The sequence below is a fragment of the Spirosoma koreense genome (assembly GCF_054777875.1).
In genome coordinates this window covers 1,611,764-1,626,700 of sequence record NZ_BAAHAC010000022.1, presented here as the reverse complement: position 1 = coordinate 1,626,700, position 14,937 = coordinate 1,611,764, and the positions used below count along the sequence as shown (strand labels likewise).

12 protein-coding genes are annotated in these 14,937 nt (G+C 51.8%); 6 read left to right on the top strand and 6 right to left on the bottom strand.

What is annotated here, in order from left to right:
* Positions 1-9: 9 nt before the first annotated feature.
* Positions 10-1,734 (bottom strand): M14 family metallopeptidase, encoded by a 1,725-nt coding sequence (locus ACYVC2_RS20190; protein ID WP_461105070.1) that lies wholly within the window; start codon positions 1,732-1,734, stop codon positions 10-12.
* A gap of 267 nt (positions 1,735-2,001) precedes the next feature.
* Between ACYVC2_RS20190 and ACYVC2_RS20185 the strand changes: the two genes are divergently transcribed.
* Positions 2,002-2,973, top strand: a complete 972-nt coding sequence (locus ACYVC2_RS20185; protein WP_461105068.1) for an NAD(P)H-quinone oxidoreductase — start codon at positions 2,002-2,004, stop codon at positions 2,971-2,973.
* Between the two features lie 163 nt (positions 2,974-3,136).
* Here ACYVC2_RS20185 and ACYVC2_RS20180 read toward each other — a convergent pair whose 3' ends face one another.
* Both ACYVC2_RS20180 and ACYVC2_RS20175 read right to left on the bottom strand, forming a co-directional pair.
* On the bottom strand, positions 3,137-3,787 hold the full coding sequence (locus ACYVC2_RS20180; protein ID WP_461105066.1) for an HAD family hydrolase: 651 nt from the start codon (positions 3,785-3,787) through the stop codon (positions 3,137-3,139).
* 450 nt (positions 3,788-4,237) lie between these two features.
* Complete coding sequence (locus ACYVC2_RS20175; RefSeq protein WP_461105064.1) at positions 4,238-6,106, bottom strand: glycoside hydrolase family 2 protein; 1,869 nt, start codon at positions 6,104-6,106, stop codon at positions 4,238-4,240.
* 289 nt (positions 6,107-6,395) lie between these two features.
* Between ACYVC2_RS20175 and ACYVC2_RS20170 the strand changes: the two genes are divergently transcribed.
* Together ACYVC2_RS20170 and ACYVC2_RS20165 are read left to right on the top strand one after the other, a co-directional pair.
* On the top strand, positions 6,396-7,340 hold the full coding sequence (locus ACYVC2_RS20170; protein ID WP_461105062.1) for a CHAD domain-containing protein: 945 nt from the start codon (positions 6,396-6,398) through the stop codon (positions 7,338-7,340).
* 10 nt (positions 7,341-7,350) lie between these two features.
* Positions 7,351-7,830 (top strand): CYTH domain-containing protein, encoded by a 480-nt coding sequence (locus tag ACYVC2_RS20165; RefSeq protein WP_461105060.1) that lies wholly within the window; start codon positions 7,351-7,353, stop codon positions 7,828-7,830.
* Between the two features lie 222 nt (positions 7,831-8,052).
* Here ACYVC2_RS20165 and ACYVC2_RS20160 read toward each other — a convergent pair whose 3' ends face one another.
* Together ACYVC2_RS20160 and ACYVC2_RS20155 are read right to left on the bottom strand one after the other, a co-directional pair.
* Positions 8,053-8,538 carry a hypothetical protein gene (locus ACYVC2_RS20160; RefSeq protein ID WP_461105058.1) on the bottom strand — a complete coding sequence of 162 codons (486 nt, stop codon included), beginning with the start codon at positions 8,536-8,538 and terminating at the stop codon, positions 8,053-8,055.
* Positions 8,539-8,573: 35 nt separating this feature from the next.
* Positions 8,574-9,125, bottom strand: coding sequence for an RNA polymerase sigma factor (locus ACYVC2_RS20155; RefSeq protein ID WP_461105056.1), 552 nt, complete (start codon positions 9,123-9,125; stop codon positions 8,574-8,576).
* Between the two features lie 192 nt (positions 9,126-9,317).
* Here ACYVC2_RS20155 and ACYVC2_RS20150 point away from each other — a divergent pair, with 192 nt between their 5' ends.
* The 3 genes from ACYVC2_RS20150 (at position 9,318) to ACYVC2_RS20140 (ending at position 14,033) form a co-directional block, all read left to right on the top strand.
* On the top strand, positions 9,318-9,674 hold the full coding sequence (locus tag ACYVC2_RS20150; RefSeq protein WP_461105054.1) for a DUF6249 domain-containing protein: 357 nt from the start codon (positions 9,318-9,320) through the stop codon (positions 9,672-9,674).
* 178 nt (positions 9,675-9,852) lie between these two features.
* On the top strand, positions 9,853-12,285 hold the full coding sequence (locus ACYVC2_RS20145) for a TonB-dependent receptor (RefSeq protein WP_461105052.1): 2,433 nt from the start codon (positions 9,853-9,855) through the stop codon (positions 12,283-12,285).
* Between the two features lie 521 nt (positions 12,286-12,806).
* Positions 12,807-14,033, top strand: a complete 1,227-nt coding sequence (locus ACYVC2_RS20140) for a PAS domain-containing sensor histidine kinase (RefSeq protein ID WP_461105050.1) — start codon at positions 12,807-12,809, stop codon at positions 14,031-14,033.
* Between the two features lie 191 nt (positions 14,034-14,224).
* Here ACYVC2_RS20140 and ACYVC2_RS20135 read toward each other — a convergent pair whose 3' ends face one another.
* Complete coding sequence (locus tag ACYVC2_RS20135; RefSeq protein ID WP_461105048.1) at positions 14,225-14,887, bottom strand: dihydrofolate reductase family protein; 663 nt, start codon at positions 14,885-14,887, stop codon at positions 14,225-14,227.
* Positions 14,888-14,937 lie beyond the last annotated feature (50 nt).

Sequence of the window (14,937 nt, the reverse complement as noted above, 5' to 3'; positions counted from 1 at the left end):
GGCACTACATTAGCGGAGCTTTTCCAGCCGGTAAACCGGATAGCGATTAGCGGTTTTTTCGAAGTAGGGCGTCTGCTGATAGATGTACGCCAACTGGGCGTGGGCATTGTCGGCAAAGGCTTTGTCCGACGCCCGCTTGCTGGCCAGCTTCTGCGCCAGGGCGGGGTCTTTGCGCACAAGTTCGGCAGCGGTGTCTTCAAAGATATAATCGGAGAAATACTCTTTCTGGTCGAGCACGCTGTCGAAGAAGTTCCAGGCAAAAAACGAGTCGGCGGCCTGGGGCTCCAGGGTTTCGATCAGGTAGCGATTAGCGGGCTGATTGGTCAGGATCAGCCAGTCGCCCCGGTAAAACTGAATCTGCTGCGGTTCGGTGCGGACGCTGACTGCCGAATGCAGATAGTGGCCTTCGTACGGACGCTGCCCGGTTCGGTAATCGTCGATGTAGTAGGCGGACACGGTCATGAGCGTATCCCGGCTCAGCGCCTGCATCCGAACCCCGTTGCGCTTCAGCAGGTCGATCGCTTCGCGCCAGGCCTGCGGAATCACGTACGCGCCGGGCTTCGTGAGCTCCAGCTCCGGCACGAAGGTGTTCCGATAGGCGATGCGTTTGGTAAAGGGTTTGTTCCGGTCGTAATACAGGCGTTTGAGGCCCGACACGTCACTCGGTTTGTAAGCCGCTTCATAGCCCAGAAACTGAATCGAATCGACCTTGCCGGGATCTAATTTGTAGTTCAGGGGAAACGTGGTTTGCTGGCTGACGGCCGCATCGGCGCGTTGCTGGTTCGCCAGAATCGTCGGCGCGTCGCGTTCGCACAGTTGCAGCACGGCTTCATCGAACGCGTAGCTCCCCTTTACCCGCGCCGGATAGTCTTTCCACATGTGGGTTTCGAGGGTAAACCCGAAGCAGTTGAACATGGCGGCATAACCGGTCGTGTAGCGTGGCGAATCGTTGTAGCCCAGCAGACCGCTTTCGGGCGTATCCTTCGGATGGTTCACATAAGGCGCAGAGGGGAAACCCCGCTCCTGTAGCGCTTTGTCCAGGTCCGGCTGGAACCGCTGGGTCATATACCCCGATACGGCCGGGTGCAGTTTATCTTTCTGGGTCGCAAAATAGGTTACCACGTGCTGGTAGTCGGCGCCGTTACTTGTATGGTTATCGATAAAGACCTGCGGTTTATACTGCTGAAACATCCGCTGAAACGAGCGGGTATTTTCGGCGTCGGCTTTGATGAAGTCACGGTTGAGGTTCAGGTTCCGTATGTTCCCCCGAAAGCCGTAGGTTTCCGGGCCGTTCTGGTTTACCCTGGATACCCCCCGGTTCAGGCAACCGTCTACGTTGAAGACCGGCACGATGGCCAGCAGGACGTTTTTGGGAAGTTTATGGGCCAGTAGCAAATCGCGCGCCATCATCATGCAGGCGTCGATACCCTCGGGTTCGCCGGGGTGTATGCCGTTGTTGATCAGCAGCGTTACCCGATTGGCGCGGGGCGAAAACACCTTGTCGGCCGCCAGCAGAAACAGGTGTAGTGGTTTTCCTACGTCGGTTTGGCCGACCTCGATGAGCCTGGCCTGGTCGAACTGCCGGTCCAGCCGCTGGTAGTAGTCGATGATCTGGGCATACGTGGCCGTCTGGCGTCCCTGACTGCGTTCGTAAGGCGTAGTCCAGTCGGGTTTATTCTGAGCACGGAGTGCGGTTGTCAGCAGGGTAAGCAGCAGGAGGACGTGTTTTTTCATAGCCGGTTGTATCAGGCCCCTAAGTTATTCCCGTGGCTGAAATAAAACCACATTTTTGCCGGGGTGTATCGGCTACGGAACTGAATCGACTGAAGTAAGCGCTAACCGGTACGTACGGAATTTAAACCGTAACGGGTCTACGGGGTTTTGGAATACATACAGCTCTTTCGGTGGGGAGTGTGCCGCAGTTTTTGCTAATGCCCCATGAACCGTGGCTCGCTCCCCCACCGAAAGAGCTGACATAAACCGTTTCTTCAGCGTGAACGTATGAAAGCCATTGTCATTACCCGGCCCGGCGGCCCTGAGGTGCTGTCCCTTCAGGATTACCCAACGCCGGAGCCTGACCAGGACGAAGTGCTGATCGAGGTGCGGGCTGCGGGTCTCAACCGATCAGATGTGTTTCAACGGGAAGGGCACTATCCGGCTCCGACGGGTGTACCGGCCGATATTCCGGGGCTGGAAGTGGCGGGTGTCGTCGTCAAATGTGGTCCGGCTGTGCAGCAGTGGCAGCCCGGTGATGCTGTCTGTGCGCTGCTGGCGGGCGGTGGCTACGCCGACTGTGTAGCCGTTCGGGAAGGCCAGTGTCTGCCCCTACCCCACGGCTGGACGTTCGCACAGGCAGCCAGCCTGCCCGAAACGGTATTTACGGTCTGGTCGAACGTGTTTCAGCGCGGAAAGCTGCAGGCGGGCGAAAACCTGCTGGTTCATGGCGGAAGCAGCGGTATCGGGATCACGGCTATTCAACTGGGAAAGGCGCTGGGCGCCCGCGTGTTCGTAACAGTAGGCTCGGACGACAAAGGCAGAGCCTGTCTGGCCCTGGGGGCTCACCGTTATGTCAATTACAAAACCCAGGATTTTGAGCAGGCCTTTGCCGACGAGGGAATAGACGTTGTTCTGGATATGGTTGGCGGCTCTTACCTATCTAAAAACCTCCATCTTCTGCGCCCGGAAGGACGGCTGGTCTATATCAATACCATTGAGGCCCCGGAGGCTCAGCTCAACCTGCGGCAGATCATGCAGAAGCGACTTACCCTGACGGGCAGCACCCTGCGAAACCGGGACTATACCTTCAAGAAAAGCCTGGCGGCCGATGTCTATCGCCATGTCTGGCCGTTACTCGAGAGCGGGAAATTTACCCCCGTAATCCATCAGACATTTCCGTTCGCAGCCGCTCAGGACGCGCATCGGCTGATGGAAAGCAACCAGCACATTGGAAAGATTATTCTGGTCAACGAATGAGCACTGAAACGCAGGGGACCCCTCCGCCCGTTTCATGTCCAGGGTCTGCTGGCCGGACAGCTAATCGACCGGATCAAGGCCAACGTAGGTTGCACTTACCAAAGCGGGCCAGAGCCCTGGCTTCCGATGGCAGACAACGGCTTAACCGCACAAGCCGGGTCGGTTATCGATTCGCTACTGGCGAGGCATCGGTTGCCAGGCCGAGCGCGGCCAGCGCAGCCCGGGTAGTCGGGTAGTCGACATGGCAAATGCCCCGAATGCCTAAGCCAGCCGCTACACTGACAAACAGCGGCCGGTCATCGAGATACAGGATCTGATGGGTCGGTGTCTGCGCCAGGTCGATGGCCATCCGATAAATGTCGACGTCTGGCTTTCGCAGATGAACATAGGACGAGGAGACGAAGAAGTCGACGAACTCAGCCAGACCAAAGGTCTGAATCCGGTGCTGGTTCAGTTCCCGTCCTTCGTTACTGACAACGGCAATTTTCAACCTATACATTTCTTTCAGCCGACGAATGAGCTGGATCATGTCGGGATAAGGCTGCGACTGGTCGAACATGAACGCCCGAAAACGGTCTCTGGAGAATGCCCGGGGCTGGTAAAAGACGATTCGGTTCAGGTAATCGTCCAGAGTAAGTTTACCCGTTTCGTACGTGTCGAAGGTCAGGTGATGCCTCTCTTCCAGATCGGCCAGGTTCAGATCAAACGTCTCGGCGGCCAGCCTGCGGGCGGTATGGTCCCAGCCGTTGGTAAGCAGTACTCCGCCAATATCGATAAACAAAGCCGTAATCGGCTGATTGGTTTTTAGCTCCATGTGTGCTGTATGCAGGTTTGTCGGTCGAACGTTGTTGCTTTATCAACGCCCCTGAGAAAGGGTTCTCCGGCGAAGCAACAACATTCGACCGCTCTCATGACTACAACCAATCAGCCCGTAAAAAATTCTTACAAGTCGGCAAAAAGCCAACAGAATCTGGCTATTCCCGGCCCCTTCTTCCATCGACGCATCCGATAGGGTAGTTCGTTCCTGACCCCGGCAACGGTGTGAAGAAACCTTACCCCGGTGGTAAATCAAGAAAACGGCATGTCAGAATCGTTACGTAACGAATTGGCTATATCGGCCGACCCGCTAGCCTGCGCAGAAAGCGAGGCTGGGCAGTGAGGACTCTTTAACTCTGAACCAGGAACGGCTCGCTTGGCAAAGTTGTCGACCAGACAGGCTTTAGTCAGTTCTTCGGCCACTGCTCTCGACTGCTCATGTCGGCATTTATTCTTTTTTCGAAGTTAGTGTACGACTGGCTTGTATGACCGCCTGGTTAACAGCCCGAAGGCGTTCGACCTCCATTTTCTCGACCGCGCGGTCGTACGTCAGCAAGCCATTCACTTCGTGCTCAACATCGGTGGTTTGGGTGTAGATAGCCACACTTAGCCCCCGGTAACGCATCAGTTGGTCTACCTGGTCGAGTAAAAAAACGTAGCGGTCGGTGAGCGCCGATCGGGTTGGTTCGTACGCATACGCATTGTTCTCGACGGGCCACATATGACCACGCACAAACAGGCCGACACCGCCAAATTCACCCAGAGAAGCCGCTCGCTGGCTATCAGGTTCTGACGCTTTATAGGGGCCGACGTAAATATGGGTATCTACAAAATCGCCGTTTTTCGGATCGCCGTAGGCTTTCTGATAAGACGGATTGTTATTGAAGCCCGAGTTGCCATTCACTAATCGCGACGGATCATAGTGTTTGACCCAGTCGGTAATGGCCTTTACGTCGAAAGCTCCCCAGTTTTCGTTGAAAGGAACCCAGCAAATAACCGATGGTGAATTATAATGATCATCGATCACCGCTTTGAGTTCGTTTCGAAACTCGGTCCGGGTAGTCAGGGTATCTTCGTCGGGATACCAGATCGCAGGCATGTCCTGCCAAACCAGCAAGCCCAGTTTATCGGCCCAGTAATAAAATCGCTGGGGCTCGGTTTTCATGTGCTTGCGAATCAGATTGTAGCCGGCTTTTTTAGTGAACTGGATATCCGATTTCAAAGCCTCCTCGGTAGGTGCGGTTAAAATACCATCGGGCCAGTAACCCTGGTCCAGCAAGCCCAGTTGCATCACAAACCGACCATTCAGCAAGGGGCGCACGACCCCATCTACCCTGCCCAGCGTTACGTCCCGCATGCCAAAGTAGCTGCTCACTTCGTCGGATACGGTCCCCGTGGCCGATTGGAGCGTGATTTTCAAATCATACAGAAAAGGCGAATCAGGTGACCAGGCTTTTGGATTGGCAATCGGTATGTAAAAAGCCGTTCCGGTAGTTCCGTCGGCCCGGACAAGCTCTTTTTTCCCTTCGAGTACGACTGCTCTTACCCTGGCTGCGAGACTGGCATCGACCTCGACCTTCAGTCGCTTGCCGGCCAGATCAGGCAAAAGCCGAATGTTTTTGATATAGGTGTTGTGGACCGGTTCGAGCCACACCGTCTGCCAGATACCGGAGGAGAACGTATAATCACCGCGCGGCCCGTTCTTGCCCGATGGGGTACGACCATCATTGGGGTCATAAGCGGCCACCACCAGGCTGTTTTCGCCTTTTTTCAGCAAGGCACTGATATCCAGTGCGAAGGCATCATACCCCCCCGAATGGCTGCCCGCCTTCTGGCCGTTGACGAAAACGGTAGCCTTGTAATCGACAGCTTCGAAGTGAATCAGTATCTGGCGGCCTTTCCAGGTAGGGGGAATCGTAAACGTGCGCTGATACCACATGTTGATTTCCTGTTTTCGCTGGATGCCCGACAGTACCGATTCGGGGCAATAAGGTACCCGTATTTTTTCGATATTCGCCGGAAAGCTTACGGCCGTTGCCGGGTCGTTGGCCGAAGAGACCGACTTACCACCCTGATACTTCCATACCCCGTTTAAACAAAGCCATTCGCTGCGCCGAAGCTGAGGGCGGGGGTATTCACCCAGGGGCAGTTGGGCGGCCAGCGCTGCTTTTGTCCAGCGGGTCGGCAACTGGGCCTGTTGCGCCAGAGCTACTGGCGATAAAAAAATAGTTACTGCGGTAAGAATCGCCAGGAAGACGACAAACGAAAACGTTTCTCTACCTGTGTGATCATGGCGGGTGACGAGAAGGAAACTCATTGATTGTCGGCGAACAGAATTCTCCGGGGCATTTGCTGGTTGTATCACTGATTTTACCGTTAAAAAGTTTTTGCTACACACTTGATTCAATACCTTATAAAGCGATTGTCTATAAAACAAGGGTTAGTCGCTCCTCTACCGTCCGATCTTCCTCAAGACGTACGATCAAACAAGCGAACGGATCCATCCAGCCGTCGTGGGCGCAGGCTACCTAAAAGGTACTGACGAAAATCCATTTGCGTTCTTCCCGGGTTATCTGTCGACAGAGAGCGAAGTTAATAGCATCAACATGGCATATGTCTTTAAGCAGGATGAGTCGATTGCCCACAACCTCGACCGAATCCTTTCCCAGGAAGTGAAGGCGGCTCTTGACGCTTTACAAAAGCCGGACCAGGCCACCGGCGAAGCGATTCATAGTATTCGAAAACGAATCAAAAAGATCCGGGCCTTATTTCGATTGGTTCGTAGCGGAATGAACGAAAAGGACTTTCGCCGGCAGAATAGCTTCTACCGAACGATTGGCCAGCAATTGTCTCCTTTACGGGATGCTACGGTCATGATCAGAACCCTGGATAAGCTTCAGCAGGCTCACCCCAGGGGCGTGTCCACTCAGGTATTTACCAGCCTTCGAAAAACCCTGATTCAGGAGCAGGACGAGGCCGTTAGCCAGTTTTTCGACGATCCTACCCAGGTCGGTGGGGTGACCAGGACCTTTGAGCTAGCATCCCGAAAGATCGTCGGCTTGTCTAAACGGCACAAAGGGTTTGGGTCGATAGCGCCTAACCTGAAAGCCGTCTACCGCCGGGCCCGTCATGCCCTGGCTGTAGCTATCGATAAACCCAGTATCGATCATTTTCATGAGCTACGCAAAGACGTCAAAACGCTGTGGTATCACACCCGGCTGCTGGAGCCAATCTGGCCTGGTCTCTTTAAAGCGTATGGACACGAGCTGGGGCGGCTGGGCGAGTTGTTAGGCGATGATCATGATTATGGGGTGCTGGCCCAGCTCATTGAATCAGACCGTCTGTCGATACGCAGACAACTGACTAAAGAGGCTCTTTGGCAAGGGTTGCAGGCGCAGCGACACCAGTTACAGGAGCAGATTTACCCCTTAGCCAGGCGGTTACTGGCCGAAAAGCCGGGCAGTTTTGTAAAACGATACCGACGCTCCTGGAAGCTATGGCGGTCGGAAGCGCATCAAATAACCATTGCACCTCGGCCACTGGCCACTTAACCCGATTTTTATGGGCATCGAAATCGAACGAAAGTTTCTGGTCGTCGGATCGGCCTGGAAACAAAACGCGAAGGGCCAACTTTACCAGCAAGGGTACCTGAATAGTCAGCCGGACCGGTCAGTCAGAGTCCGGCTGGTGGCCGACAAAGGGTACATAACGATTAAAGGAAAGCGGCTGGGCGCTACCCGGCCTGAGTACGAGTATGCAATTCCCTACGCCGACGCTCTGGAACTCCTTCACCACTTATGTGAGCAGCCGATCCTGGAGAAGTTTCGCTACCGAATCGACCATGGCGGACTGGTTTGGGAAGTCGATGCGTTCCAGGGAGAAAATCAGGGTCTGGTGGTAGCCGAGGTAGAATTGGCCTCCGCCGATCAGCCAATCGACTTGCCGGACTGGATCGGTCAGGAAGTGACCGGTGAAGCGAAATACGATAATGTCAATTTAAGTAAATATCCTTTTTCGAACTGGAACAAGCCTTCCGAGTAAGCGGGCCTGTTTGTTTTACTGCCCTTATTGGTTGCGGGGCTATCAATGGCTCCCGCAGGTCTACCAGGCCCGTAGTGCCCCATCAGGCATTCGCGTGTCGATTTTCCTCTCCGTTGACGGGTACAACGACTTGGTGACCAGGGTGAAGGAGCGCCGATGTTCTAACTAAACCACGGATTTAGCCTTGTTATGCAGCGACAAGACGCTTACCAAACGCTTGTTTTAATAAGGCATAGGCCGAGTCCGCCTTAGAAGAAAGTCTACCATCATCAGAACACTTACCACGAAAATGGTCAACACGTAGTTGATCGGAAGAGCATCGAGGGAGGCCTCCAGGTCCCGAAAGAAACGATCTGGTTCAGAGGATGTCGGTTGAGAGGGAGCGAATGGCAGTAATGTACAGAAAAGAACGATCAATAGCAGCGATGCTGCCATCATATACCATACACCAGGGCGAATGATGGGAGCCAACGGTTTGGGGGGCGAAACGATAATCCGATTCATAGCCCGACGACTGAAATCAGCCGACGGCTTCTCGACGAGGGTATGCGCTTGTAAAAGCCGGATCAGGGCTGCTTCTTTCGCCGAATCCTGTTCCGATGCAGCCTGTACCCGTTTCATAATGGCCTGGGTAAAGTCAGCCCCCGGTTGGTCGGGTCCGGCTGTTAGGATCAGCTTTCTGAAACCATCTTCTTTTTCGTCTTCCATAGCTAACGGGTTCTTCAAGTCGACAACCTGTTCATTTACAACAAAAAACGCAACTGTTCTTCCAATACTTTTCTGGCCCGGAATAATTTCACCTTGATGTTGGATTCTGATAAGCCGGTAATCGTTTCAATCTCCCTGACTGTTTTCTCGTCCAGGTAATACAACGTGATCAATAGTGCTTCTGTTGTCGGCAATCGTCCGATAGCCTCTTTGATATAGGCCTGCTGCTCGGAGAGCTGGAGCTGGTCTAACTGGTAACTCTGTTCGTGTGGGGGGTAGGCTTCCGCCGTTTTTTCATCGATGGGAACCGTTGCGATCCGCTGTTGCTCTACTTTCGTAAGAGCTATCCGATAAATGATGGTGTAAAGCCAGGTGGAGAACTTCGATTTTCCTTCAAACCGGTGTAGTTGCTGATACGCTTTGACAAACCCTTCCTGGGCAACGTCTTCAGCATCTTCCGCATTGCGCATAATTCGTAGGGCAATCGTGTAAGCCATATGCTGATAGCGGTCCACGAGAAAGGCATAGGAAGCCAAGTCTCCATTCCTGACTTTGTCGATATAGACCTGATCTTCCGGTTGCTTCACGAGCCTGCTGGTTAGGTTGAACATTCGTTCGTGCACCTTACCCGATTAGACCTCCGTTTTCAAAAGGAGGTTACAGCTTCACCCCATTTTATTTTTATGGTTAAATTTTTACCTAAATCTGTAACCCAATTTTTGTTTCGCCTGTCCTATGCTGTGAAAATCAATTAACAAAACCAGTTAACGAATAACGCTATGAGTGGTGATGACGTAAAACATATACTCATATCCCTTAGTGCCTTTGCCGGTATTTTTGGTATCGTGTATGTATTCCTGATGACACGTTCCCGCGAGCGGATGGCCATGATCGAACGGGGAGTCGATGCGTCCATATTTTCGCGCAAAGACTCTGGATCACCTACCCTGAAATTCGGGATGCTATTCGTCGGAATTGCCCTCGGAATGATCATTGGGGAGGTAATTGGGGATGTGCTGCACGACTTTTATGGATTTAGTAAAGGCATCTCTTTCCCTGCCATGGTATTTTTGTTCGGGGGGATCAGCCTAATACTCAACTTCGTTATTGAGCAGAAACTGGCTAAGAAAAAGTAATCATGCCCGGACTATCTCCTGGTTTTCAGTCACGGATAAAGCCAGATCATCTTTTCCTGATTCTTACCGGGTAATACCCCCAACCGACTCCTCTCCCTTTCTGTGATTTCTTCCTAAAAGAGCCCAAATCTCTTATTGGGATCGCCTTGTCTTTTCCATCCTGCCAACCATTGATTCCGTGAAAACCATACACATCCTTACAGGGCTGATCCTTCTATTGAGCGCACACACGGGCGTTGCTCAAACCCTGTCAACGGACTATTCGATTCGCGGCACCATTTCTGATTCGGCAAGCCACAACCCGTTGACGTTCATAACGGTTAGTTTGATGAAGGGCCCAGCTACCGTTCTGAAAGTCGATTATTCCAAAGCGGATGGCACTTTTTCGTTTACGGGGCTGGATGCGGGCAGCTACTCGCTGGCGATGGTAGGGGTAGGCTATAAGACGAAAAAAATTCCTGCTGAGCTGACAGATTCTCTGCAAAAGAACGTGGTATTGGGCAACATACTGCTTAGCCCTGCCGTCGTTGGTTTGAACGAAGTGGTCGTAACGGCGACAAAACAGATCGTAAAGCAGGAAATCGACCGGATTACCTACGACCTGCAGGCTGATCCTGAAAGTAAAGTATCCAGTGTATTAGAGATGATGCGAAAGGTGCCGCTACTTTCGCTGGATGCCGACAATACGATCCTGCTGAAAGGGAATGGTGATGTTAAGATCCTGATCAATGGGAAACCCTCGAGTATGATGGAGCGAAACTACAAGGATATTCTTCGGAGTATGCCCGCTTCCTCCATCGAGCGCATTGAAGTGATTACCTCGCCCCCGGCCAAATACGATGCCGAAGGTTTGGCCGGAATCATTAACATTATCACAACGAAAAAGCTGGATAATGGCTACAACGGTTCTCTCAATCTCAGCGAACGGTTCCCTTCCGGCGGACCAGGTTTGGGCGGATCGATTTCGGCCAAGCTGGGTAAATTCGGTATCTCAGCCTTTGGCGGAGCCAATCTGCAGACTAATCTCCCCATTCGGACTGGTGTTCAACGAATTACGACGGAGGGGGACCCGACTACTCTTTTCCAGGAAGGCACGACCGGATCGGAGAGTCGAACGGCGTACCTGGGCTACGAAATGAGTTATGAAATCGATACGCTGAACCTGATCTCAGCCCAGGTCAATCTGAATGGCAACAGGTCGGAGGGCAACTCGCTACAAACCAGTTCGCTGACGCGTTCGGATGTTCGTTTGCAGGGCTATACCCTGTCAACGAATCGGACGGGAAACGGAAATGGCGTAGATGCATCCCTGAATTATCAACACAGTTTTCGGGCGGATAAAAACCGTTTGCTGACCCTCTCGTACCGGTATTTAACGTATGGCGACCAACAGGCGAGTGAGTTGAACCTTACTAACCGCATAAGTTATACCATGCCTGACTATCGGCAGGTCAATGACCAGCAGTTTGCCGAACAAACCGTTCAGCTAGACTATGTCCACCCTATCAGAAATCACCAGATCGAAGCAGGGCTAAAGGGCATTTTACGAGATAACCAAAGCGATTTTCAGTATGCTGTAGTAGATTCCGTAACACGCCAGTTTGTGATTCAACCAACGATCAGCAACCGATTCAGAAATACGCAGAATGTTTTTGGCGGATACACCACCTATCAGTTTGCCATGAAAGGCTGGGGGGTAAAAGCTGGGCTACGTATAGAGCAAACCGTTATCGACGCCAATTTTATATCGGTCGAATCCCGAGTAAAAAGGACGTACTTTAACCTAATCCCTTCGGTGTCTGTAAATCGAAAATTCAAGAATACGAGTGGCCTTACCCTGGGTTATACACAACGCATTCAACGGCCGGGAATTTATCAGTTAAATCCCTTCGTAGATCGTTCCAACCCAAATTTCGAGCGAACCGGCAATCCTGACCTTCGGCCTGCACTTGTGAATGACATCCAGCTAACGTTCAGCGGAGCAGGAAAAGCCCGACTGAACCTGGGCCTGGGGTTCACGTTTTTCCGAGACCTGATTTTTCCCGTTTCAGTGTATGATTCAACGACAACCATTACGCGGACATCCTACGGAAATACGGGTACGGCGAAGCTCCCCAACATGTTCATGAACCTCAATTATCCAATTACCAAACGGTGGAACGTAAGCATCAACAGCCGGGTCGCTTATGGCATGGTGCAGGGTTTAGTGAATGGCGTGTTGATTAAGAATGAAGGATTAATGCACAATATCGCTGTATCAACCAATTACAGAATGCAAAAAGACTGGCGGCTGACTGCCAATCTGCAGTTGAATGGTCCGGGAGTCAACTTACAGGGTAAGACCAATAGCCTGATCAGCTCTTCATTGAGTATCAACAAAGACCTGATCAAGGAAAAATTAGTTGTTGCGGGTTCGATCAACAATCCGTTTCGTACATACCGGGAAAACCTTACCAGTACGTTCGGACCTGATTTCCAGCAGACTAATTTCCGATGGGATTATTTCCGGTCATTCACCGTTAGCCTGAATTATAAATTTGGGAAGCTCAGGGAATCGATTAAAAAGAACCAGCGAGGTATTCGTAACGACGATATTTCGGGCGGAAATTAGCTTGACTATACCATAAACGAGTACGCCCAATGATAAACCACGCTTGCCGTCTGTTGCCATGTCCAAGCGGGGCATCGATAAGCGGGCGGAAGGTATAGGCTCAGCCAATTGGTGCACATAACCATCTATTTTGCCTCGTAGCTGAAAACAAAGCCGACCACCCAACCGAGCGTATTAGGCTTTATACGGCCTGGCTGTCACTACCGGTTTCCAAATTCGATAGCTCACCGTAGCGACAAACCGAAATTCATTGTCAGCTACACCACTCTCCTATTTTGAGGGTATTTTATAAGAATTCCATACGTATAAAAAATGCTCAGTATGTTGGTTTTACTGAGCAGAAAGCCCACGCGTAAAGAGTTACTATGGCCAATCGTAAGGTGTATACGGCTCTTCTCACTGAGTAATCTCCTTAGCCGTTCGCCGAATCGACAACCAAGAGTCGCCTTCGAGTAAAGGCAAAAGCGAAAACCCAACGAACCGATTAGAGTTAGATAGCTATAGCTTTACTTGACTCCGGTATGATTGGTGATTCTGAGATACTCGATAACGAAGCCATTTTCCGAGCCCTGGTAATGGAATCCCCCATTCCCATTGCCCTGCTGGTTGGTCGGGAGTTGATCATAACCGTAGCCAATAAACCCCAGCTAGCCGTTTGGGGAAAGGGGGATCATGTTTTCGGTATGCCCTTAGCCAAAGCGATTCCCGAGATGGAAGGACAGCCCTTTCTGGCCATTCTGGATGAGGTGTTTACCACGGGCGTTACATTCGCCACCGACAATACCCCTGCCCAGATGGTAGTCAATGGAGTTACCAGGACCGTCTATTTTAATTTTTCATTTAAGCCTCTCAAAAACAAGCAGGGCGCTGTGTATGGAATCATAGCAACGGGTATCGAGATTACCCAACAGGTGGCCACCCATCAGGCGTTATTGTTGCGGGAAGAGCAATTGCGGCAGCAGTCGAGAGAGCTGGATAAACAAGTGGCCGAGCGAACCCAGCAATTGCAGGATTCGATTCAAGACCTGAAGCGATCAAACCAAAACCTGCAACAGTTTGCCTTTATCGCTTCACACGATTTGCAGGAGCCGCTTCGGAAAGTACAGCAATTCGGTGACCTTCTTCAGAACCAATACCGCACTGAGTTAGGCGAAGGAATAACCTACCTGGAACGCATGCAGCTTGCAGCCCACCGGATGTCGAGCTTGATTCGGGATTTGTTGACTTATTCGCGGATCTCCACGCAACGGGATACCAGCCGACCGGTATCACTCACCACCATTGTGGAAGCCGTGGTTCAGAACCTAGAGCTACTCATCCAGGAATCTGCCGCAGTCATTCAGATCGGCGACTTACCTCAGCTAGCGGGCGATGCCTCTCAGTTAGAGCAGTTGTTTCAGAATTTATTGAGCAATGCCCTTAAGTTTCGTAAGCCTGGGGTTGCTCCGCAGATTCAGATTCTGTCGAGTCGGGTGATGACCCGTGATTTACCCAGTGAGTTTACGCCCCACCAAACGGTCCACAGCTATTATCGGATCGACGTAATCGACAACGGGATTGGTTTCGAAGAGAAATACCTGGATCGGATTTTTACAGTATTTCAGCGATTACATACGCGACATGGGTATGCCGGAACGGGCATTGGCCTGGCGATCTGTGAGAAAGTGGTTGCCAATCATAGGGGATGGATAACGGCTCAAAGTCAACCCGGTCAGGGGGCAACCTTCAGCGTGTACCTCCCCGCATAGCAGCACGTTACAGAACCAGGTAAACGGCTATTTTTTTACATACATGTTGCTTGTCCGGGCTAAACTGGCGTATCCTTTTCTGAGCAGTGTCGGTGCTTACCGGGGAGGGTTTATGCAAAAATTACAAGGACGGCACCTCCCTCGATTGTCAACAGCAGCCCCTTTTCACTCCCATCTGAGCTAGTAGGCTATCAATCTTGTTGCCGCGCTGTGTAATGCAACGTCACTACCCCTGAACCGAGCGTTTTTGATTCCAGCAATGTCAACTTACTCATTTGTGTATTGCCCCCAAACAAACTGATACCTTCTCCGAGTATGACCGGATGCAGCGTTAATCTATACTCATCGATCAGATCCAGCTCCATCAGACTTTTGGCCAGGCCAGGGCTGCCGAATATCACCAGATCGTTGCCGGGCTCCTGTTTAAGCTGGTTCACCTCTTCCACCACGTTGCCCCTGATCAGCCTCGTATTCTGCCAATCGGCACTAGGCAAGGTGGTGGAAAAAACGACTTTCGGAATCTGTTGCACCCATTGCGCATGGGCCAGTGACCGCTGGCTCTCCGTTGGATCGGCCAGAACGGTGGGCCAGTAGCCATACATCAACTGATACGTATTCTTGCCGTAGACAGGAGCACCTACCGTTTTTACCAGCTCATCCGCGAATTGTTGAAGTTCCTCATTGTAGGACAAAAAACCCAGGCCGCCGTTCATGTCTCCGGCAAAACCATCCAGAGACATATGGGCGAACAAAACTAACTTTCTCATGATAATGGCCTTATGTTGATTGAAACGAGTTGATACAGAGCGAGCCTTCCTTTGCATAAACAGCACCTGTTTTTTGAGGCTGTTCATGGCTGTTGGCTAGCCGATTGGTACCGCTCAAAGGTAAAGCAGAATAGTTT

Bases quoted from the DNA above. Each gene is read 5' to 3' on its own strand.
- ACYVC2_RS20185 (WP_461105068.1), top strand. From the start codon at position 2,002: ATGAAAGCCATTGTCATTACCCGGCCCGGCGGCCCTGAGGTGCTGTCC.
- ACYVC2_RS20190 (WP_461105070.1), bottom strand. From the start codon at position 1,734: ATGAAAAAACACGTCCTCCTGCTGCTTACCCTGCTGACAACCGCACTC.
- ACYVC2_RS20170 (WP_461105062.1), top strand. From the start codon at position 6,396: ATGGCATATGTCTTTAAGCAGGATGAGTCGATTGCCCACAACCTCGAC.
- ACYVC2_RS20165 (WP_461105060.1), top strand. From the start codon at position 7,351: ATGGGCATCGAAATCGAACGAAAGTTTCTGGTCGTCGGATCGGCCTGG.
- ACYVC2_RS20135 (WP_461105048.1), bottom strand. From the start codon at position 14,887: ATGAACAGCCTCAAAAAACAGGTGCTGTTTATGCAAAGGAAGGCTCGC.
- ACYVC2_RS20160 (WP_461105058.1), bottom strand. From the start codon at position 8,538: ATGGAAGACGAAAAAGAAGATGGTTTCAGAAAGCTGATCCTAACAGCC.
- ACYVC2_RS20175 (WP_461105064.1), bottom strand. From the start codon at position 6,106: ATGAGTTTCCTTCTCGTCACCCGCCATGATCACACAGGTAGAGAAACG.
- ACYVC2_RS20150 (WP_461105054.1), top strand. From the start codon at position 9,318: ATGAGTGGTGATGACGTAAAACATATACTCATATCCCTTAGTGCCTTT.
- ACYVC2_RS20140 (WP_461105050.1), top strand. From the start codon at position 12,807: ATGATTGGTGATTCTGAGATACTCGATAACGAAGCCATTTTCCGAGCC.
- ACYVC2_RS20180 (WP_461105066.1), bottom strand. From the start codon at position 3,787: ATGGAGCTAAAAACCAATCAGCCGATTACGGCTTTGTTTATCGATATT.